The following is a 20,890-nucleotide window of genomic DNA, read 5'->3' as shown; positions in this document are numbered from 1 at the left end:
CTTGCGGGGACGGGACTAGATACCCAGGGCCTCCGCCAGGTCCTTCTTGATGCTGGCGATCGTGGCGTCGGCCGTCTCGCGCGACGCTTCGATCGAGTCCGTCACCGGCACCACGACCTCGATGTAGCACTTGAGCTTCGGCTCGGTGCCCGACGGACGACAGATGATCCGCGTCGCGCCCTCGAGGCCGAGCCGGATGCCGTCGGTCGGGGGCAGGCCGCGATAGCCGTCGGCGAGGTCGTCGACCGAAGTCACTGCGAGCCCACCCAACGACGACGGGGGAGAGGTGCGCAGCGTCTCCATCGCCCGCGCGATGATCGAGAGGTCCTCGACCCGCACTGACAGCTGCGAGGTCGCATGCAGCCCGTGCTCGCGGTAGATGTCGTCGAGCTGGTCGATCAGCGAACGCCCCTCGGCCTTGAGCGCGGCGGCGAGCTCGAGCACCGTGATGATCGCAGACACGCCATCCTTGTCGCGCGCGATGTCCGGGGCCACGCTGTAGCCGAGCGCCTCCTCGTAGCCGAACACCAGCGTCGGGATCTTGCCGAGCCACTTGAAGCCGGTCAGCGTCTGCTCCCACGGCTGCCCGTGAGCCGCGGCCTGACGCCCGAGCAGGTCGGACGAGACGATCGATGCGGCGTACGTGCCCTGCACGCCCTTGCGCAGCAGGAAGTCGCCCAGCAGCACGCCGACCTGGTCGCCGGTCAGCATCCGGTATGCCTCGCCGTCCCGCACGCCGACGGCGCACCGGTCGGCGTCGGGGTCGTTGGCCACGATGATGTCGGCTCCGACCTCGGACGACAGCTTGAGCGCGAGGTCCATCGCGCCCGGCTCCTCCGGGTTGGGGAACGCGACGGTCGGGAAGTCAGGATCGGGCTCGGCCTGATCGCGCACGACGTGCAGCGGCGGGAACCCGGCCCGCGACACCGCCTCGACCAGGGTGTCCCGGCCGACGCCGTGCATCGGCGTGTAGACCGCGACGATGTCGCGCGGCCCGTCGGCGGGCAGCGCGACGACGGCTTCGACGTACGCCTCGGCGACCTCGGGGCCCAGCAACTCGTACGCATCGCTGCGCGGCATCTCGTCGACGCGCCCGACGGCATCGATCGCCGCCGAGATCTCTATGTCGGCAGGCGGCACGATCTGGCTGGAGTCCTCGAGGTAGACCTTGTAGCCGTTGTCCTGCGGCGGGTTGTGCGATGCCGTGACCATGACGCCGGCACTGCAGCCGAGGTGCCGGATGGCGAACGCGAGGACCGGAGTCGGCAGGTGCGTCGGCAGGAGGTAGGCGTGGACGCCGGCGCCCTCCATGATCTCGGCGGTGTCACGGGCGAAGATCTCGGAGTTGTGCCGTGCGTCGTAGCCCACCACGACCGAGGGCGACGAACCGTGCTCCAGCAGGTATGCCGCGAGTCCCGAGGCGGCCTGGGCGACGATGACGCGGTTCATCCGATTGGGGCCGGCGCCGAGCGCTCCTCGCAGCCCCGCCGTGCCGAACTGCAGCCGCTCGCGGAAAGGATCCTCCAGCGCGGTGCTGTCGCCGGCATCGATGAGCGCCTGCAGCTCCTGGACGGTGACAGAGTCCGGGTCCTGGCTCAGCCAGTCGCGGGCACGGGCGAGGAGGTCGTCGGTCATGGGCTTCCCTTCAGAAGGCGGGCGATAGGTGGAGCTGGCTGATGTGGGGACCGCCGACGTACGCGTTCTCGGCCTCGTCCCCGGGCTTCGGAGTCACCTCGTCGGCGTATGTCTCGGCGTCGTCCTGTGGGTCGTACCCCAATGCTCGACCGGCAGCCAGGTCCCACCACGCACGGGTGTTGGCGGAGATGCCGTAGAGCACGTGGAACCCCGGCTCGGGGGTGCGGATCGCCGCATCGACCATCCGCACGGCGTCGTCGGGCGACAGCCAGGTCGAGAGCTCGCGGACGCTGGTCGGCCGCTCGCGGAAGGAGCCGATCCGGAGCGCGACGGAGCTGATGCCGCGACGATCGGCGTAGAGGCTCAACAGCGCCTCGGCGGCAGCCTTCGCGACGCCGTAGTAGGTGTCGGGCCGCGGCCTCGCCTCGGCGGTCAGCAGCTCGCCGGCCGGTGTATGCCCGACAGCGTGGTTGCTGCTGGCGTACGCCATCCGGCCCACTCCGTGCGCGGCCATCGCCTCGAGCAGCCGGCCGGTCGTGTGGACGTGCGATTCCAAGCTCTCGGGCAGCGTGGCCTCGTCGGGGTTGCCGGCGAAGTGGATCACCGCGTCGACGCCGGACACCGCCTCATCTGCGACGGCCGGGTCGAGGCAGTCGCCGGTCACCCAGCCGAGCGGCACCGCCGGCCCGTCGACCAGGTCGAGCCCGCGAACCTCGTGCCCGAGCTCGGGAAGTCCTCGTACGAGGGTGCGGCCGATCGAGCCGGCAGCACCCGTGACGAGGACCTTCATCAGATCCTCGGCAGCACGTCGCCGAGCAGGGCACCCATGCGCGTGGCCGCGGCCTTGCCGGCCTCGAGGACCTCTTCGTGGTTGAGCGGCTCACCCGTCATGCCGGCAGCGGCGTTCGTGACCAGCGAGATGCCGAGGATCTCCATGCCCTCCGCCCGGGCCGCGATGGCTTCGAGCGTCGTCGACATGCCCACCAGGTCACCGCCGATCGCCCGGACCATGCCGATCTCGGCGGGAGTCTCGTAGTGGGGGCCCGGCAGCTGGACGTACACGCCCTCGTCGAGGCTGGGGTCGGCCTCCTTGCACAGCGCCCGCAGCCGCGATGAGTAGAGGTCGGTGAGGTCGACGAACGTGGCGCCCTCGAGCGGCGAGGTCGCGGTCATGTTGATGTGGTCGCTGATCAGGACCGGTGTGCCGGGCGACCAGGCGGGGTTGAGCCCGCCGCAGCCGTTCGTCAGCACGAGAGTCTTCACGCCGGCGGCAGCCGCCGTACGGACGCCGTGCACGACAGCCGCAACGCCCTTGCCTTCATAGAAGTGGGTGCGGCCCAGGAAGATCAGCAGGCGGCGGTCACCGAGCTTCACAGAACGCACCGTCCCGCCGTGTCCGGCGACAGCGGGGGCGCTGAATCCGGGCAGCTCGGCGAGCGGGATCTCATGCTCGGCGGTGCCGAGCGCGTCGGCAGCCGGGAGCCAGCCCGAGCCCATCACCAGCGCGATGTCGTGGTCGACTCCGCCGGTGCGTTCACGCAGGGCCTCGGCAGCCTGTCGGGCCAGTTCCTGAGTAGTCACCTGCCGTACATTACGACAGTCGATCCGGGGCGGACCGGTGGCGACTCGCTCGGCGGCAGTGCGAGACTGATCCGGTGACCCATGTGACGATCGTCGGCGGCGGACCGGGTGGATACGAAGCGGCCCTCGTGGCTTCCAGGCTTGGTGCCGAGGTCACCCTCATCGAGCGCGACGGCCTCGGCGGCTCGACGGTCCTGACCGACTGTGTGCCGAGCAAGACGCTCATCGCGACGTCCGACCTGTTGACCGAGGTCGGCACCTCGGCCGAGCTCGGCGTGCAGGTGCCCAAGGCCGTCCGAGCCGACCTCGCAGCGGTCAACGCCCGCGTGCTGACCCTCGCGCAGGCGCAGTCCGACGACATCGCCAAGCGGCTCACGACCAGCAACATCACGATGATCGACGGCACCGCCACGCTCGAGTCCGCCGGCGTCGTCATCGCGACCACCGCCGACGGCGAGGTGCGCATCGAGACCGACGCGATCCTGCTCGCGACGGGTGCCCATCCGCGGGTCAGCTCAGACGCCCAGCCCGACGGCGAGCGCATCCTGACCTGGGAGCAGGTCTACAACCTGCAGGAGCTGCCCGAGCACATGATCGTCGTCGGATCGGGTGTCACGGGTGCGGAGTTCGCCAGCGCCTACAACGGGCTCGGTGCCGCGGTGACCCTCGTGTCGAGCCGTGACCGGGTGCTCCCCGGCGAGGACATCGACGCCGCCAACGTGATCGAGGCCGTCTTCACCCGGCGCGGCATGACCGTCATGGGCAACTCGCGCATGGCGTCGGTCGAGCGTACGGGCGACGGTGTCAGGGTGACGCTGACTGACGGGCGTACGGTCGACGGCTCGCACTGCCTGTTGGCGATCGGCTCGATCCCCAACACCGAGGGCCTCGGGCTCGACGCGGTCGGCGTCTCGCTCAACGAGCACGGCTTCGTCGACGTCGACCGGGTCTCGCGCACCAGTGTCCGTGGCATCTACGCCGCCGGCGATGTCACCGGCGTCCTGATGCTGGCGTCGGTCGCGGCGCAGCAAGGACGCATCGCGATGTCCCACCTGCTCGGCGACGCCGTGCACCCGCTCGACCTCGGCAAGGTCGCGAGCAACGTCTTCACCTCGCCGGAGATCGCGACGGTGGGGCTGTCGCAGAAGCAGGTCGAGGAGTCCGACCTGCAGATCGATGTCGCGATGCTGCCGCTGGCTTCCAACCCCCGGGCCAAGATGCAGGGCGTGCACGACGGCTTCGTCAAGATCTTCGCGCGGCGGGGGATGGGCGTCGTGGTCGGCGGTGTCGTCGTCGCTCCCCGGGCCAGCGAGCTGATCCACGCCCTGTCGCTCGCGGTGTCGGCATCTCTGACGGTCGACCAGGTCGCCGACGCGTTCACGGTCTACCCGTCGCTGTCCGGATCGGTCGCCGAGGCAGCGCGGCGCCTGCACCGCCTCGTCTGACGTCACCGCTCCGGGCAACCCCTGCAACCGCAGGAATGACACGGTTGTAGTTCGGCCAATCGCCGATTTTCGGTGGAACTTCAAGCAAAACTGTGAGCATAATCGGGCGGAAACCTCATCCGTCACTTGAGTCACACACGTTACACAGGATCGGACTTCCCCATGCTTTCCTGGCGCACGGCCCGGCGTTCTGCGGGCCTTTCCGTTGCCGCCGTGCTGACGCTCGGCATGCTCGTCCCGTCGACCGCGCACGCGGCCGGCACGGACGTGACCGGCGGGACGCCCGGCAAGGTCGCGGCTCCCAAGACCAAGCCGCCAGTGGTGAAGGTCGCGAAGACCAAGGTTCCCGCCGTCGCCCCCGGGGGCGCCAGCCACGTCGTCGCGCAGCTGCCCAAGACCGCGACCTCGAAGTTCCGCATGATCGGCGTGACCTGGTCCGAGGACGGCCTCGCGTACGGGATCAAGGTCGAGGTCCGCACCCGCACGGACGGCACGTGGTCGTCATGGACCCCGTTGGACTACGACGGCGACGCCGGCGAGGCCGGCAACCCCGGCACCGATCCGCTGTGGGTCGGCAAGGCTGACGGCGTGGCCGCCCGGGTCACCAGCAAGGTCGGCGTCCCGCAGGACGTACGCATCTCGACGATCGACCCCGGCAAGGACAGCGAGTCAGCCACCGCCTCCACCGCCTCCACCGCCTCCGACACGTCGTTCGACGGCGTGGCTCGGACGTCGTCGGTGGTGGACCTGGGTGACGGCAACCCCACGTACACGCCGAAGCCCACGATCATCACGCGCAGCCAATGGGGGGCATCGGCGGGCACCCCTTGCGACTCGCCCCTGACCGGCGACCGCACGCGCGGCGCCGTCGTGCACCACACGGCGGGCTCCAACACTTACGCCATGGCGGACTCCAAGGCGATCGTTCGCGCCACGCAGGCCTACCACGTCAAGAGCCGCGGCTGGTGCGACATCGGCTACAACTTCCTGGTCGACAAGTACGGCCAGATCTTCGAGGGTCGCCGCGGCGGCATGGATCGTGCGGTCAGGGCGGCGCACTCGGGCAACGCGGCCGTCAACACGTACACCATGGGCGTCTCGATGATGGGCAACTACGACGTGACGCGTCCGTCCGCAGCGCTCAAGGCGTCGATGGTCAAGCTCATCGGCTGGCGCCTCGGCACCAACTTCGTCAAGGCCAAGGGCACGTACGCGATCGGCGGCCTGACGCTCAACCGGATCGCTGGCCACCGCAACGTCGTCAGCACCGAGTGCCCCGGCCGCTACGGGTATGCCTGGCTGTCCGAGTCGGGCGGCCTGCGCGACCGCGTCGAGGCATACATGTCGCAGTACTCGTCGCCGATCAAGACGCTCTACAACAGCTTGGGCAGCACGAAGGTCGGCGCGATCTACATCGGCGAGGCCCGCTCCTCCACCGGCAGCCGCCTGGACGCCAAGCTCATGGACCTCTACGCCAAGACCGGTGGGACGGCGCGATACGTCTCGGGCAAGATCCGCACCGAGTACGACCGTCTCGGGTCGCGCACGGGATCGCTCGCCTACCCGAAGGACAACCCCAAGACCGCCTCTGATGGCGTGATCGGTCAGCACTTCGACGGTGGCAGCGTCTTCTACGTAGCCGGAAAGACCAAGGCGTACAGCCTCCTCGGCGACATCGCGAAGGTCTACACGCAGCTCGGTGAGTCGACCGGCAAGCTCGGGGACCCGACCTCGTCGACGTCCACGGTCTCGACCGGCGTGACCCGCGTCAACTTCGAGCGCGGCTGGATCATCTCGACTAAGTCGACCGGCAAGACCGTGGCCTACTCGAGCTCCGGCACGGTCATCGGCACGACGTCGACCACCACGCCGACAGCGCCGGCTCCAGCGACGGTCGCGCAGCCCTCGGTCACCGCCGGCGCCATCTCGGCGCGGGTGAACTGGCTTGCGGTCACCAACGCGACGAGCTACGACCTGTGCCTGGTGGCGGACAAGACACAGTCGACCTGCACGCGGCTGCTGACCGGTATCACGGGGACGACGGAGCTGCTGACCGAGCTCAAGCCGACGGCCGGCACCGACTGGTACGTCAAGGTGCGCGCCAGCGACGACGGGGTGCGGGGTCCGTGGTCGCTCTACCGGGGATTCAACCTGCTCGCCGCCGGGGACTCGGTGACGGTGCCCAGCAGCCGCACGATCACCGTGACGGGTCACGGCTACGGCCACGGCATCGGAATGAGCCAGTACGGCGCTCAGGGTGCCGCGAAGCAGGGCGTGACGTACGACAAGATCCTGGCGCGCTACTACCCCGGCACGGCGCTGGGCACCAAGACCGGCAACATCAGGGTGCTGATCTCGCAGGACACGTCCGATCCGGTCACGATCGCCGGCCGCTCAGGTCTGGTGTTCCGCAACGTCGCGACGGGGAAGACGCTGACCCTGCCGACGACCATCGGTGGCGCGACCGTCTCGCGGTGGCGCATCCTGCAGCTCTCGAGCGACAAGACGCAGTCGACCCTGCAGTACAAGACGACCGGGGACTATCACGGCTACCTGAGCACCAGGTGGACCGGCAACGGGCAGTTCGAGAGCCCGGCCTCGATCTCGCTGATCATGGACAACGGCACAGCCGTGAAGTACCGCGGCGCCCTCCGCTCGGCCGTCCCGTCCACGGGCTCCACGGCCCGCAACACCGTCAACATCCTGCCGATCGACTCGTACGTCCGCGGCGTCATCGCCGCCGAGATGCCGTCGGGTTGGATGCCCGAGGCGCTCAAGGCGCAGGCCGTCGCCGCGCGCACGTACGGCGTCCGCAGCATCACGAGCTCGCGCTACTACGACATCTGCAGCACCACGGCGTGCCAGGTGTACGGCGGGTCGAGCCGCGAGACCACGAGCACGGATGCCGCGGTCAAGGCGACCGCAGGCAAGATCGTCACGTACAGCGGAGCGCCGGCATTCACCCAGTTCTCGTCGTCGTCGGGTGGCTACACCGCACTGGGCAGCCAGCCGTACCTCAAGATCGTCAGCGACCCGTGGGACAACTGGTCAGGCAACGCCAACCACACGTGGACCGCCAGCGTGACTGCCGCGAGGATCGAGAAGGCCTACCCGGCGATCGGCACGCTCAAGCAGCTCAAGATCGCCACGCGCAACGGCAGCGGCGACTGGGGCGGCCGGGTCAGCACGATCAGCTTGATCGGCTCGCTGAAGACCGTCACGATCTCGGGCGACGACGCGCGATGGGCCTTCGGCCTGAAGTCCAACTGGTTCAGGTTCTGATCGGACAGGTTCTCAGTTAAGGTCGGACTCATGCGTCCTTTCGTCTCGGGAACGATCGCAGCGCTCGCGGTCATGGCCTCGCTTTCAGCACCTTCCTATTCAGCAGGCACTCCTGTTCAGCCCAACCCCGATCCAGTCGACATCGCCACGACCCGCGTGCCGGCCGTCAGTGACGACGTGGCGAAGGCGGCCGAGAAGGCCGACGACGATGCGGCCGATCTCGTCGCCCAGCTGCCCGCGCGGCGCACCGACGACTTCGGGCTCGTGGGTGTCACCTGGACCCGCGGCTTCGACGACAAGGGCATGACGGTCCAGGTGCGGCTGCGCACGGATGGTGCCTGGTCGGACTGGGAGGAGCTCGATGTCGAGAGCGATGAGGGCGAGGGTGGCCGCGACGGCACTGAGCCGCTGTGGGCAGGCTCGGCGGATGGCGTCGCCATACGCGTGACGAGCCCGACCGGCGAGCGTCCCAGTGGCCTCTCGGTCGCGACGATCGATCCCGGGACGACGCCGGCGGCCAGTGCGGGTACGACCGCGAGCAACGCGTTCTACGACGACGCCGCCGACGACGCCGTGACCCAGGTCGACGACGGTGCCCCGGCCTATACCCCGAAGCCCACGATCATCTCGCGCTCCGCCTGGGGCGCGAAGAAGAACACGTATTGTGACGCGCCGCGCACCGGCAACGAGACGCGCGGGGTCATCGTGCACCATACGGCGGGCAGCAACTCGTACACGAAGTCGCAGTCGGCTGGGATCGTCCGCGCGGTGCAGGCTTACCACATGAATGGGCGTGACTGGTGCGACATCGGCTACAACTTCCTGGTCGACAGGTACGGCCAGATCTTCGAGGGCCGCAACGGCGGCGTCGACAGGCCTGTCCGCGGTGCACACGCGGGCAACAAGACCGTCAACACCTACACGATGGGCGTGTCGATGATGGGCACCTTCACCTCGACACAGCCGACTGCCGCGACCAAGGACGCGATGGTCAAGCTCATCGGCTGGCGGCTCGGGACCACCTTCCATCCCGCCAAGGGCAGGTACGGCATCGGTAGCTTCACGCTCAACCGCATCGCCGGCCACCGCAACATTGTCAGCACGGCGTGCCCCGGCGCGGCTGCATATACCTGGCTCAGTGCCAGTGGAGGGCTGCGGGACCGTGTCGCGGCCTACATCGCCAACTACAAGTCGCCCATCAAGACACGGGTCGGCCAGTTGGGCCGGGCCGTCACGGGCCCGGTGTACGTCGGCGAATACCCGTTCTCGAAGGGGCCGGGAGGCCGCAAGGCCCGGCTGGCACTGGTCGACATGTACTCGACGTCCTTCGGAACCTTCAAGGTCCACGGCACCTATCGCGAGGGGTACAACGGTCGTAGCGCTCAGAACGGCGTGCTCGGCGTGCCCACCGCGGACGCGAAGAAGACGACCGTGAGCACTGTCTCGCTGCAGCGCTTCTCGAAGGGCACGGTCTACCGGGTGAAGTTGGGGAAGACGGCGTTGCCGGTGGTGCTCTACTCGCGGATCGAGGACAAATACATCGCGCTCGGCGAGCACACCAGCGCCCTCGGTGCGCCCACGACGAGCATGGTCAGCATCTCCGGTGGCCGTTATCGCGCCAATTTCCAGCACGGTCACCTGACACAGAGCTCGACTGGCAGCGTCAGCGTCCACCTCGACTGACGCGCGTGAGTCGCCGACACGAGGTCTGGGATACTCGACGCATGACCGCACTTCTGAAGTCGGTGGCGATCTCGGCTGCCGCCAACGCTGCATCACTGGCGCTCGCGGCCTGGATCTTCGACCGGTTCAACATCGAGTTCGGCTGGTTCATCGTCGCGGTCGTGCTGTTCACGGCACTGACGGTCGTGCTCCGTGGGGTCGTGATCAACACGGTCAACCGGTTCGCCCGCGGCTACACGATCGCGGGAGGTCTCGTGCTCACCTGGCTCGGGCTGCTGCTGACCGACCTCGTGGTGCCGGCGAGCGGATTCGCGATCGAGGGCGTCGGCACGTGGATCGCCGTGACCCTGATCGTGTGGGCGGCCGGCATCGCCTACGGCGAGGTCGACACCGCCCCGCCGCCGCGACTCGCTGGTTGAGGTGCGGAGGCCGCCGGCGGCCGTAGCCTCGAAACCAGGTTCACCCGCGGGCCAGCATCGCTCGCAGAGCGAGCTATTCGCTGGCTTCGGGTCCCTTGATCTCGGCGATGACCTCGCCGGAGGTCACGGTGGCGCCGACCTCGATCTTCAGGCCGGTCACGACGCCGTCCTTGTGGGCGTTGATGGGCTGCTCCATCTTCATGGCCTCGACGACGACGATCTGGTCGCCCGCCGCGACGGTCTGACCCTCCTCGACGGTGACCTTGACGACGGTGCCCTGCATCGGCGCGGTCAGCGAGTCGCCGCTGGCAGCGGCACCGGACGCCTTGCGGGCGTGCTTGGCCTTCTTGGCGCCTCCGGCGGCGACGGCTGATGCGCCGAGCCCGCCGGGGAGCACGACCTCGACGCGCTTGCCGCCGACCTCGACCGTGACGCGTTCGCGCTCGTCGGGCTCAGCCGTCTCGGACGTACCGGCGTAGGGCTCGAGCTGGTTGTCGTAGTCGGTCTCGATCCAGGTCGTGTAGACCTCGAAGTTGCCGTCGGCCGCGGTGAACGCCGGGTCGTCGATCACGGAGCGGTGGAACGGGATGACGGTCGGCATGCCGTCGACGACGAACTCGTCGAGGGCCCGCCGCGACCGCTGCAGCACCTGCTCGCGGCTGGTTCCGGAGACGATCAGCTTGGCGACGAGGGAGTCGAACGCGCCGGGGATCGTCTCGCCCTCCTCGTAGCCGCCGTCCAGGCGCACGCCGGGTCCCGACGGGGGAGCCCACTTGGTCAGGGTGCCGGGCGCCGGCAGGAAGCCGCGGCCGCCGTCCTCGGCGTTGATGCGGAACTCGATCGAGTGGCCGCGCACCTCGGGGTCGTCGTAGCCGAGCTCCTCGCCGGCGGCGATGCGGAACATCTCGCGGACCAGGTCGATGCCGGTGACCTCTTCAGAGACCGGGTGCTCGACCTGCAGGCGGGTGTTGACCTCGAGGAAGCTGATGGTGCCGTCGCGGGCCACGAGGAACTCGCACGTGCCGGCACCGACGTAGCCGGCTTCCTTGAGGATCGCCTTGGACGAGTCGTAGAGACGCGCGATCTGGTCGTCGGTCAGGTAGGGCGCGGGCGCCTCCTCGACGAGCTTCTGGTGGCGGCGCTGCAGCGAGCAGTCGCGGGTGGAGACCACGACGACGTTGCCGTGCTGGTCGGCCAGGCACTGGGTCTCGACGTGGCGGGGCTTGTCGAGGAACTTCTCGACGAGGCACTCGCCGCGACCGAAGGCGCTGACGGCCTCGCGTACGGCTGACTCGAAGAGCTCGGGGATCTCCTCGATCGTGCGGGCGACCTTGAGGCCGCGACCGCCACCACCGAAGACCGCCTTGATGGCGACCGGAAGGCCGTTCTCCTTGGCGAACGCGATGATCTCGTCAGCGTCCTTGACGGCGTCCTTGGTGCCGGGTGCGAGCGGGGCGTTGGCCTTCTGCGCGATCTGCTTGGCCTTGGCCTTGTCGCCGAGGCTCTCGATCGCCGCGGGCGGGGGGCCGATCCAGATCAGCCCGGCGTCGATGACGGCCTGTGCGAACGACGCGTTCTCGGCGAGGAAGCCATAGCCGGGGTGCACGCTGTCGGCGCCGGAGCGCTTGGCGACCGCGAGGATCTTCTCGATCGAGAGGTAGGAGTCGCCGGGCGTGGAGCCCTCAAGGGAGTAGGCCTCGTCCGCGAGGCGTACGAACACCGCATCGCGATCGGGCTCTGCGTACACCGCGACGCTGCCGATGCCGGCGTCCTTGCACGCTCGGATCACGCGAACCGCGATCTCTCCGCGGTTGGCGATCAGGACCTTGGCCAGGGGCTTGCTCACTGAAATGCTCTCCTCGTCCGACACGGCTGCTCGCCGCAGTCTAGGGCGTCTTCACCATTGCAGGGGTATGAGGTTCGTTACCCACCGGCATGCGCATTGTGCCGTCAGGTTAACGGTTGTTAACATGCGGGCATGACCTTCGCCTTGTCCCGAGAGCACGAAACGTTCCGCCGTAGCGTCCGCGAGTTCGCCGAGGCCGAGGTCGCGCCGCACGTCGCACAGTGGGACAAGGACCACCACTTCCCGGTCGATCTCGTGAAGAAGATGGGTGACCTGGGGCTGTTCGGGCTCACCGCTCCCGACGAGTTCGGAGGTGCCGACGGCGACTTCACGAGCCTCTGCGTCGCGATCGAGGAGCTGGGTCGTGTCGACCAGTCGATCGGCATCACGCTCGAGGCAGCCGTGGGCCTCGGCATCAACCCGATCCTGACGTTCGGCACCCAGGAGCAGAAAGAGCGCTGGCTGCCGGACCTCGTCGCCGGCCAGGCGCTCGCCGGCTTCGGCCTCACCGAGCCGGGGGCGGGCTCCGACGCAAGCGCCACCAGGACCCGGGCCGAGCTCGACGGCGATGAATGGGTCGTCAACGGGGCCAAGCAGTTCATCACCAACTCCGGAAGCGAGATCACGTCCCTCGTGACCGTCACGGCCCGCACCGGTACGCGTGAGAATGGCTCGCCTGAGCTGTCGACGATCGTCATCCCGTCCGGCACGCCGGGCTTCATCGTCGAGCCGGCATACGACAAGCTCGGCTGGCACATCTCCGACACCCACCCGCTGTCCTTCGTCGACGCCCGCGTCCCCGCGGACCACCTGCTGGGTGAGCGTGGCCGCGGCTATGCGCAGTTCCTCGCGACGCTCGACGACGGACGCGTCGCGATCGCGGCCCTCGCAGTCGGCTGCATCCAGGCGTGCCTCGACCTCTGCGTCCAGTACGCCGGCGAGCGGACGACCTTCGGCGTGCCGATCGGCACCAAGCAGGGCGTCGCGTTCCAGATCTCCGACCTCGCCGTCATGGCGCAGGCCGGGCGGGCGCTGACGTACCAGGCGGCAGCGCTGAAGGACGCCGGAGCGCCGGCCAAGGAGTTCAAGCAGGCCGCCGCGATCGCCAAGCTCTACACGTCGGAGTCGGCGGTGACGGCAACACGCATCGCCACCCAGGTGTTCGGCGGCTACGGCTTCATGGAGGAGTACCCGGTCGCCCGGTTCTACCGCGACGCGAAGATCCTCGAGATCGGTGAGGGCACGTCCGAGGTCCAGCGCATGCTCATCGCGCGCGGCCTCGGGTTGCCGGTGGAGTAGGGCGCGCTTGCGCGGGAGCGTACGGACGGCCCGGATCCTATGGAGCACAACCAGGGGCGGTGGATAGGTCGCCTATCCGGCGGTCTGACAGGCGACTAGCTCACCGCCGCCGGAGGGGAAAGGCGAGCAAGTCACCGGAGAGCGGGCTCAGCGGTTGCAGACCGAGTGAGCCGGGACCGAGAACAGACCTACAGGTTGGTCATCTTGGCGCAGGGGAGAGGTATGTGCTTGACCTCGTCGCCGAAGTCGACCTGGGCCGACTGCGTGCCCTGGAGGCTGACGATACGGCCGAGGCCAAAGGTGTCGTGTGAGACGCGAGCCCCGACTTCGTATACCTCGTCCGCGACCTCTGGCTTCGCCTGGAAGGGACTGGACGGGTGGTAGCGGCGTCGCCGCGGTGAAGTTGCCATCGTCTGACCAGTCTCCCACTGTTTCGCGGCATAGACCAACGGATTCAGCCGTTGGGCAATGACCAGAGGTCGGTCCACGCGATCCCGAGGTCGCCCACGAGCTCACGCAGCAACGGCAGCGACAGCCCGACAACGTTGTGATGATCGCCCTCGATGCCGGTGATGAAGGCGCCACCCAGGCCGTCGATCGTGAACGCGCCGGCGACCTGGAGCGGCTCACCGGTGGCGACGTACGCATCGATCTCGGCGTCGCTGATGTCGGCGAAGTGCACGATCGTCGACGCGGTCTCGACGAACTCCTCGTCGCCATGGCGTACGCAGTGGCCCGTGTGCAGCACACCGCTGCTGCCGCGCATGCGCCGCCAGCGGCCTGATGCCTCGACCGGACCGGCGGGCTTGCCGAAGATCTCGCCCTCGAACGCGAGCACCGAGTCACAGCCGATGACCAGCGCTTCGGATTCGACCTGCGCAGCGACGGTGCGGCACTTGAGCTGCGCCAGAGCGGCGGCGAGGTTGGCGGCGTCGGTCGACGTGATGCGGTCCTCGTCGACCCCGGAGACGACGACCTCGGGCTCGATGCCCGCGGAGCGCAGCGTCGCGAGGCGGGCGGGCGATGCCGAGGCCAGGATGATCCTCAACGCAGGGCTCCTTCGTCATAGCGGTTGCGTACGACCTCGAGCCGCGGCTCGGCCAGGAGATCGTCGATCAGCTCTTTCGTGCCTCCGACTCCGGTCCAGGTGCTCTCGATGTTGGTCGTGACGAACCAGGCGTGGTCGGCGGGCCACATCAGGTTGGGGCTGTTGATGTCGCGCCGGATCGAGTGGCCGTAGCTCGCCGCACCCCATTCGCCGGCGTCGCTGAGCGGACCGCCGAAGAGCAGGTAGTCGTAGAAGAACGCGACCTTGGGCCCGTCCAGGACCGAGGGCGCGAACGCCGGTGGTGGCGGTGACGGCGGCTTCTCCTTGCCGAACATCCGGCCCGGCCAGCGCATCGGACCGCTGAAGGCCGTGAGGAACAACGTCGAATCGCCGCCGTACAGCTCGCCGTAGCCGTCCCACAACCCGAAGTAGCAATCGTCCGGGGTCGTGGTGTGCTCCGCCAGGACCTCGCACAGCGCCCGCAGGAGGTGCTCCTCGAGGTGGCCCTCGTAGCGGTCGTCGTCGGGCCCCATCTGGCTGTGCAGCACCCGCACGTATGACTCGAAGCCAGCTGGTCCCAGGTGGAGCGAGAGGGGCGAAGCGGCGTCGTCGACGAACCACTCGGCCGGCGAGACATCCGCCAGCGGGCGCAGGGTCATCGGCCGCCGTATGCCGAGCGGTGCCAGAGATCGGGGCCGACGTGGTGCGGCGCGCGGGCCATGCGTGCGGGGTGGCCCCATTGCGACCGGACCTTGGGCTTGGCCCGGGCGGCGGCGTGCGCCGCGGCGGCGTTGCGGGCCGCCACGACCGCGACGAGCGCAGCCAGCTCCTCCGGCGTCAGGTCACCCTTGACGACCCGCAGGATGGGCTTGTGTCCTGAGGGAGCCCCTTCGGTCGCTTCGCTCCCTCCCGCGACTTCGTCGCTAGGGGCCGAGTTGTCGCTCACAGTGGGATGTTCCCGTGCTTCTTGGGCGGCAGCGTCTCGCGCTTGGTCTTGAGCAGCCGCAGCGCTTTGACGACCTCGGCGCGGGTCTGTGCGGGCTCGATGACGGCGTCGACGTAGCCGCGCTCTGCCGCCAGGTAGGGGTTGCAGAGCGTGTCCTCGTACTCGGTCATCAGCTCGGCGCGCTTGGCATCCGGGTCGTCGGCCGCCGCGATCTCCTTGCGGTAGAGGATGCCGACGGCTCCCGATGCGCCGACGACGGCGATCTGGGCTGACGGCCAGGCGATGTTGATGTCGGCGCCGAGGTGCTTGGACCCCATGACGTCGTACGCGCCTCCGTACGCCTTGCGGGTGATGACCGTGACGAGCGGGACCGTGGCTTCGGCGTAGGCGTAGATGAGCTTGGCGCCGCGGCGGATGATGCCGTCCCACTCCTGGCCCGTGCCGGGCAGGAAGCCGGGCACGTCGACGAACGTGAGGACCGGGATGTTGAACGCGTCGCACGTACGTACGAAGCGCGCGGCCTTCTCGGATGCGTCGATGTCGAGGCAGCCGGCCAGCTGCATCGGCTGGTTGGCGACGATGCCGACGCTGCGGCCCTCGACGCGGCCGTAGCCGATGATGATGTTGGGCGCGAACAGCGGCATGACCTCGAGGAAGTCGCCCTCGTCGACGATCGACTGGATCACGGTGTGCATGTCGTACGGCTGATTGGCCGAGTCCGGGATCAGGGTGTTGAGCGCGAGGTCGGTCTCGGTCGGTTCGAGGTCCGCGACCTCGTCGTACGGCTCGGGCTCCTCCATGTTGTTCTGCGGCAGGAACGAGATGAGCGCCTTGACGTACTCGAGGGCGTCCTCCTCGTCTGCGGCCATGTAGTGCGCGTTGCCGGACTTGGTGTTGTGCGTACGAGCGCCACCGAGGTCCTCCATCGTGACGTCCTCGCCGGTGACGGTCTTGATGATGTCGGGCCCGGTGATGAACATGTTGGAGGTCTTGTCGACCATCACGACGAAGTCGGTGACCGCGGGGGAGTAGACGTGCCCGCCGGCGTTGGTGCCCATGATCAGCGAGATCTGCGGGATGACGCCCGAGGCGTGCACGTTGCGCTTGAAGATCTCGCCGTAGAGGCCGAGCGAGACGACACCCTCCTGGATGCGGGCGCCGGCGCCCTCGTTGATGCCGATGATGGGGCAGCCGGACTTGATCGCCAGATCCATGACCTTGGTGATCTTCTCGCCGTAGACCTGGCCGAGGCTGCCGCCGAAGATCGAGAAGTCCTGGCTGAAGACGCACACCTGGCGGCCGTCGATCGTGCCGTAGCCCGTGATGACGCCGTCGCCGAGCGGCCGGTTCTCCTCCAGCCCGAACGCCGTGCTGCGGTGCCGAGCCAGTGCGTCGAGCTCGACGAACGAGCCCTCGTCGAGGAGGTCCTCGATGCGCTGGCGAGCCGATCCGCGGCCCTTCTTGGCCTGCTTCTCGGCCGCGCGCGCGGCCATGTCGACCGTGGCTTCCTTCTGGCGTCGCTGGAAGTCTGCGAGCTTGCCGGCGGTCGTGTGGAGCTCAGGATGGATTTCGATCTCGTGTTCGGTCACGGGGGTCAGCGTAACGATCGCAGGCCGTGACCGGTATGTGAGTCTGTTCTCATGCCATATCGCGACCTGGACCGCCCGCCTCTCGATGCCGCTGCCCTGCGCACGGCGCTGACGGGGCCCGACCGGTTCTGGAAGGACATCGTCGTGACCTCCGAGACCGGCAGCACCAACGTCGACGTCGCTGCGGCGGCGCGGGCCGGTGCGCCGGAGGGGACGATCCACACGACCGACCTGCAGACTGCCGGTCGCGGCCGGCTCGACCGTGCGTGGGAGTCACCAGCCGGCTCGGGCGTCATCGTCTCGGTGCTGCTGCGCCCCGACTCCGTGCCGGCCGCGCGCTGGGTGTGGCTGCCGCTCCTGGTCGGCCTCGCAGTGGACGCGACCGTGCACGAGTGTGGTGTCGAGTCCGGCCTCAAGTGGCCCAACGACGTCCTGGTCGACGGTCGCAAGATCGCCGGGATCCTGCTCGAGCGCGTCGACACCCCGATCGGGTCGGCGGCGATCATCGGCGTGGGCCTCAACGTGTCGCTGCGCCGCGAGGAGCTGCCGGTCGACACGGCCACCTCTCTCGTGCTCGAAGGGGCGACCGAGACCGATCGCACGATCGTCTTGCGGGCGTTCCTGCGCAACCTCGAGGCGCTCTACCGGGCCTGGTCCGCGGCCGGGGGCGATCCCGGTTCGGGCATCCGCGACTCGTACGTCCGGCGGTGCGTCACGCTGGGCACGCGAGTCCGCGTGAGCCTCCCGGACGGCGGCTCGCTGGAGGGCCAGGCGACCGGCATCGACGAGCTGGGCCGCCTGCTGGTCGACGGCCAGGCCATCAGCGCAGGTGATATCACCCACGTCCGACCGGCGACGTGACAAAATCGCCGTATGAGCCTCCCCCGGAAGTTGATGATCGATGGCGAACAGGTCATCGCCACGACCCGCACCCACATCAAGGTGCTGTTCATCCCGTTCGTCGTCCTGCTTGTCCTGGCCGGCATCGGAGGCTTCCTGATCAACCAGGTCGGTGACTCCGGCGACGGCATCCCGCGGTGGATCGTCCTGGCGATCATGCTCGTGCTGATCCTCCTGGGCTCGGTGCTGCCGTTCCTCAAGTGGCTCACCTGGACCTACACGCTGACCAACAAGCGCATCGTCGAGCAGAAGGGCTTGTTGACCCGCACCGGCCGGGTCATCCCGCTGAGCCGCATCAACGATGTCGCGTTCGAGAAGAACCTCAACGACCGCATCCTCGGCTGCGGCACGCTGATCATCCACGATGCCAGCGAGCAGGCCGGCCTCGAGCTCAACGACATCCCGCACATCGAGGCGTTCCACCGCACCGTGACCAACCTCGTGTTCGAGAAGCACGACAAGTCGGCGAGTGATGAGTCGATCTGAGCTTCGCGACGAGCTGGCCCGCCTGATCCTCGGCGGCGAGCTCACCCTCACCAGCGCGGAAGTCGTCGACAAGGGCGGTATGAGCCTCGACGACGGCCAGAGGCTGTGGCGCGCGCTCGGGTTTCCCGACACGGGCGAGGCGATCGCGTACGGCGACCCCGACGTCGCTGCGGTGGCGACTGTCTCCGCGGCGATCGAGTCGGGGGTGCTCGACGAGGAGACCGTCTACCGCATCACCCGTGCGCTCGGCACCACGATGTCGCGGCTCGCTGACTGGCAGGTCTCCACCCTCGTCGGGCAGGTCGAGCACGATGTCCAGGACGGCAAGTCCGAGAGCCGGCTCAGCGCGGCTGTGAGCCTGGCGACGGAAGCGGCGCCGGGGTTCGAGCAGCTCATGATCTACGCCTGGCGGCGCCACCTCGCGGCCGCTGCGGCGCGCATCGAGGCCCTCGGCGCAGCCGACGAGGAGCTGTTGTCGACCGTCATGACGGTCGGCTTCGCGGACCTCTCGCGTTTCACGTCCCTGTCCAACGAGCTCGACGACTCGACGCTCGGTGCCTTGGTTGAGAACTTCGAGACGCGATGCACCGACATCGTCACGGCGCATGGCGGCCGGGTCGTCAAGACGCTCGGCGATGCGGTCCTGTTCGTGATCGCCGACGCTCCCGAGGGCACTCGTACGGCGCTCGACCTGGTCTCACAGATCTCGTCGCGCGACGACATGCCCGACATCCGCGTCGGGCTCGCGACCGGATCGGCGATCAGCCGGCTCGGCGACGTCTTCGGCCCACCGGTCAACCTCGCCGCCCGGCTCTCCCACGTGGCACGCAGCAACCGTGTGCTGGTCGACGCGGCGACCGCCGCGACCCTCGGTGACGAGTTCGACACCCGCACGCTGCCGCCCCGGCCGCTGCGCGGGTTCGGCAACGTCTCGCCCATCACGGTGACTGAACGCCGCGGCTTCCGGTCCCGATAGGCTGGCGGCGTGCCTTCACCCCAGCTCGCGGTCATCGGCGGTGGCCAGCTGGCTCGCATGATGCAGCAGGCCGCGATCGGCCTCGGCATCCGCATCCGGCTCCTCGCCGAAGCGCCTGACGTCTCGGCCGCCCAGGTCATCCCCGATCACGTCGTCGGTGACTACACCGACCTCGACACGTTGCGTGCCGTCGTCGCCGACGCCCCGGTCGTCACGTTCGACCACGAGCACGTGCCGCCAGAGCACCTTCAAGCGCTTCAGGCCGAGGGCCACGCGTGCCGGCCCGGGCCCCATGCGCTGCTGTATGCGCAGGACAAGGGCGACATGCGAGCGCGACTTTCCGAGATGTCCATACCCTGCCCGCGCTTCCGTATGGTCACCAGAGCTGAAGACCTTGCGATGTTTGGTTTCCCCGCCGTCGTCAAGACGACGCGTGGCGGCTACGACGGCAAGGGCGTGTGGGTCGTACGCTCGGCGGCTGATGCCGCTGAGGCGTTCGCGGCCGGCCGTCCGCTGCTCGCCGAGGAGCTCGTCGACTTCCGCCGTGAGCTGGCCGCGTTGGTGGCCCGATCGCCGTCCGGCGAGGTGCGCACCTATCCCGTTGTCGAGTCGCGGCAGGCCGACGGTGTGTGCGCCGAGGTCATCGCTCCGGCCCCCGACCTCGATCCGGAGCTGGAGGCCGAGGCCCGTGCCTTGGCCGAGCGCATCGCGACCGAGCTCGACGTCACCGGCATCCTCGCGGTCGAGCTGTTCGAGACGACCGATGGGCGCCTGCTGGTCAACGAGCTCGCGATGCGGCCGCACAACACCGGCCATTGGTCGATCGACGGCGCGGTCACGAGCCAGTTCGAGAACCACCTGCGGGCCGTGCTCGACCTGCCGCTCGGCGCGACGGATGCACATACGCCGTGGTCCGTCATGGTCAACATCCTGGGCGGTGCCGTGGAGGACCTCGAGGCCCAGCGCGCAGTCGTCCTCGCCGCCGAGCCGGACGTCAAGATCCACCTCTACGGCAAGTCGGTCAAGGCCGGCCGCAAGGTGGGCCACGTGACCGCATACGGACCAGATCTCGACGACGTGCTCATCCGGGCCCGTCGCGCGGCAGCACTGTTCACAGAGGGCGTGACCCATGACTGATCAACCCAGAGTCGGCATCGTGATGGGTTCGGACTCCGACTGGCCCACGATGGAAGCCGCCGCAACGGCGCTGGGCGAGTTCGGCATCGCGTACGAGGCCGATGTCGTGTCGGCGCACCGCATGCCCGACGAGATGCTGGCCTACGGACGCGAGGCGCACGGTCGCGGCATCGAGGTCATCATCGCCGGCGCCGGGGGAGCGGCCCACCTGCCCGGCATGCTCGCCGCCGTGACGCCGCTGCCCGTCATCGGCGTGCCGGTCGCCCTCAAGCACCTCGACGGCATGGACTCGTTGCTGTCGATCGTCCAGATGCCTGCCGGCGTGCCGGTCGCGACGGTGTCGATCGGCAACGCCCGCAACGCCGGGCTGCTGGCCGTACGGATCCTCGCGACGGGTGACGCGGAGCTGACGCAGAAGATGGTCGATTTCCAGGCCGAGCTCGCCGACATCGCGCGCGCCAAGGGCGACAAGGTCCGCAACCCGAGCGGTGGCGCCGGCTTCCGCTGACCGCGGCGGTTTACCAGGAGAACGTGGTAAACCGCCACTTCACCGGGCAAATTTGCCCGGTGAAGTGGCGCCTAGCCCGAAGAAGTGCGGGTTGCCCAGAGAAGTGATCG

19 protein-coding genes are annotated in these 20,890 nt (G+C 68.7%); 10 read left to right on the top strand and 9 right to left on the bottom strand.

The features are described from left to right. Window positions 1-15: 15 nt before the first annotated feature. Genes AC1DVU_RS18195 through AC1DVU_RS18185 form a run of 3 tightly spaced genes read right to left on the bottom strand, consistent with a single transcriptional unit; the run spans window position 16 to window position 3,216 of the window. A complete protein-coding gene (locus tag AC1DVU_RS18195; RefSeq protein ID WP_476923881.1) occupies window positions 16-1,635 on the bottom strand; it encodes a phospho-sugar mutase in 1,620 nt (539 codons plus the stop codon). 10 nt (window positions 1,636-1,645) lie between these two features. Beyond that, window positions 1,646-2,425: an NAD-dependent epimerase/dehydratase family protein gene (locus tag AC1DVU_RS18190; RefSeq protein WP_476923880.1), complete on the bottom strand. Its 780-nt coding sequence runs from the start codon at window positions 2,423-2,425 to the stop codon at window positions 1,646-1,648. Next, complete coding sequence (locus AC1DVU_RS18185) at window positions 2,425-3,216, bottom strand: purine-nucleoside phosphorylase (RefSeq protein ID WP_476923879.1); 792 nt, start codon at window positions 3,214-3,216, stop codon at window positions 2,425-2,427. Before AC1DVU_RS18185 ends, AC1DVU_RS18190 begins: the two co-directional genes overlap by 1 nt. Window positions 3,217-3,290: 74 nt before the next feature. Here AC1DVU_RS18185 and AC1DVU_RS18180 point away from each other — a divergent pair, with 74 nt between their 5' ends. From AC1DVU_RS18180 to AC1DVU_RS18165, 4 genes are all read left to right on the top strand, one after another. Continuing rightward, window positions 3,291-4,661, top strand: coding sequence for an NAD(P)H-quinone dehydrogenase (locus AC1DVU_RS18180; RefSeq protein ID WP_476923878.1), 1,371 nt, complete (start codon window positions 3,291-3,293; stop codon window positions 4,659-4,661). A gap of 162 nt (window positions 4,662-4,823) precedes the next feature. Then, window positions 4,824-7,943 carry a SpoIID/LytB domain-containing protein gene (locus tag AC1DVU_RS18175; protein ID WP_476923877.1) on the top strand — a complete coding sequence of 1,040 codons (3,120 nt, stop codon included), beginning with the start codon at window positions 4,824-4,826 and terminating at the stop codon, window positions 7,941-7,943. A 30-nt stretch (window positions 7,944-7,973) separates the two neighbouring features. After that, window positions 7,974-9,626 (top strand): N-acetylmuramoyl-L-alanine amidase, encoded by a 1,653-nt coding sequence (locus tag AC1DVU_RS18170; protein WP_476923876.1) that lies wholly within the window; start codon window positions 7,974-7,976, stop codon window positions 9,624-9,626. Between the two features lie 41 nt (window positions 9,627-9,667). After that, entirely contained in the window at window positions 9,668-10,045 is a 378-nt protein-coding gene (locus AC1DVU_RS18165) for a hypothetical protein (RefSeq protein ID WP_476923875.1), read from the top strand. Between the two features lie 73 nt (window positions 10,046-10,118). Here AC1DVU_RS18165 and AC1DVU_RS18160 read toward each other — a convergent pair whose 3' ends face one another. Further along, window positions 10,119-11,897: an acetyl/propionyl/methylcrotonyl-CoA carboxylase subunit alpha gene (locus AC1DVU_RS18160; protein WP_476924080.1), complete on the bottom strand. Its 1,779-nt coding sequence runs from the start codon at window positions 11,895-11,897 to the stop codon at window positions 10,119-10,121. A 126-nt stretch (window positions 11,898-12,023) separates the two neighbouring features. Here AC1DVU_RS18160 and AC1DVU_RS18155 point away from each other — a divergent pair, with 126 nt between their 5' ends. Next, window positions 12,024-13,190 (top strand): acyl-CoA dehydrogenase family protein, encoded by a 1,167-nt coding sequence (locus tag AC1DVU_RS18155; protein WP_476923874.1) that lies wholly within the window; start codon window positions 12,024-12,026, stop codon window positions 13,188-13,190. A gap of 188 nt (window positions 13,191-13,378) precedes the next feature. On the opposite strand, the gene AC1DVU_RS18150 is transcribed toward AC1DVU_RS18155, so the two are convergent. The 5 genes from AC1DVU_RS18150 to AC1DVU_RS18130 are packed head-to-tail and all read right to left on the bottom strand — an operon-like array spanning window position 13,379 to window position 16,773. Then, window positions 13,379-13,600, bottom strand: a complete 222-nt coding sequence (locus tag AC1DVU_RS18150; RefSeq protein WP_056398807.1) for a hypothetical protein — start codon at window positions 13,598-13,600, stop codon at window positions 13,379-13,381. A gap of 44 nt (window positions 13,601-13,644) precedes the next feature. After that, the gene (locus AC1DVU_RS18145; RefSeq protein ID WP_476923873.1) at window positions 13,645-14,238 is read right to left on the bottom strand and encodes a Maf family protein; all 594 of its coding nucleotides are present in this window, start codon (window positions 14,236-14,238) and stop codon (window positions 13,645-13,647) included. After that, complete coding sequence (locus AC1DVU_RS18140; RefSeq protein WP_476923872.1) at window positions 14,235-14,897, bottom strand: hypothetical protein; 663 nt, start codon at window positions 14,895-14,897, stop codon at window positions 14,235-14,237. Before AC1DVU_RS18140 ends, AC1DVU_RS18145 begins: the two co-directional genes overlap by 4 nt. Continuing rightward, window positions 14,894-15,184, bottom strand: a complete 291-nt coding sequence (locus tag AC1DVU_RS18135) for an acyl-CoA carboxylase subunit epsilon (protein ID WP_476923871.1) — start codon at window positions 15,182-15,184, stop codon at window positions 14,894-14,896. The genes AC1DVU_RS18140 and AC1DVU_RS18135 overlap by 4 nt, the downstream gene beginning before the upstream one ends. After that, the gene (locus AC1DVU_RS18130; RefSeq protein WP_476923870.1) at window positions 15,181-16,773 is read right to left on the bottom strand and encodes an acyl-CoA carboxylase subunit beta; all 1,593 of its coding nucleotides are present in this window, start codon (window positions 16,771-16,773) and stop codon (window positions 15,181-15,183) included. The genes AC1DVU_RS18135 and AC1DVU_RS18130 overlap by 4 nt, the downstream gene beginning before the upstream one ends. Window positions 16,774-16,824: 51 nt before the next feature. On the opposite strand from AC1DVU_RS18130, the gene AC1DVU_RS18125 reads away from it, so the two are divergent. Genes AC1DVU_RS18125 through purE form a run of 5 tightly spaced genes read left to right on the top strand, consistent with a single transcriptional unit; the run spans window position 16,825 to window position 20,780 of the window. Further along, complete coding sequence (locus tag AC1DVU_RS18125) at window positions 16,825-17,634, top strand: biotin--[acetyl-CoA-carboxylase] ligase (protein WP_476923869.1); 810 nt, start codon at window positions 16,825-16,827, stop codon at window positions 17,632-17,634. A 12-nt stretch (window positions 17,635-17,646) separates the two neighbouring features. Then, on the top strand, window positions 17,647-18,159 hold the full coding sequence (locus tag AC1DVU_RS18120) for a PH domain-containing protein (protein WP_476923868.1): 513 nt from the start codon (window positions 17,647-17,649) through the stop codon (window positions 18,157-18,159). After that, the gene (locus tag AC1DVU_RS18115) at window positions 18,146-19,135 is read left to right on the top strand and encodes an adenylate/guanylate cyclase domain-containing protein (RefSeq protein ID WP_476923867.1); all 990 of its coding nucleotides are present in this window, start codon (window positions 18,146-18,148) and stop codon (window positions 19,133-19,135) included. The genes AC1DVU_RS18120 and AC1DVU_RS18115 overlap by 14 nt, the downstream gene beginning before the upstream one ends. 9 nt (window positions 19,136-19,144) lie before the next feature. Beyond that, window positions 19,145-20,272, top strand: coding sequence for a 5-(carboxyamino)imidazole ribonucleotide synthase (locus AC1DVU_RS18110; RefSeq protein WP_476923866.1), 1,128 nt, complete (start codon window positions 19,145-19,147; stop codon window positions 20,270-20,272). Continuing rightward, the gene (gene purE, locus AC1DVU_RS18105; RefSeq protein ID WP_476923865.1) at window positions 20,265-20,780 is read left to right on the top strand and encodes a 5-(carboxyamino)imidazole ribonucleotide mutase; all 516 of its coding nucleotides are present in this window, start codon (window positions 20,265-20,267) and stop codon (window positions 20,778-20,780) included. Before AC1DVU_RS18110 ends, purE begins: the two co-directional genes overlap by 8 nt. Window positions 20,781-20,890 lie beyond the last annotated feature (110 nt).

It is taken from the genome of Aeromicrobium sp. P2_G6 (genome assembly GCF_056403535.1).
This window is presented reverse-complemented; position numbering and strand designations above follow the sequence as displayed.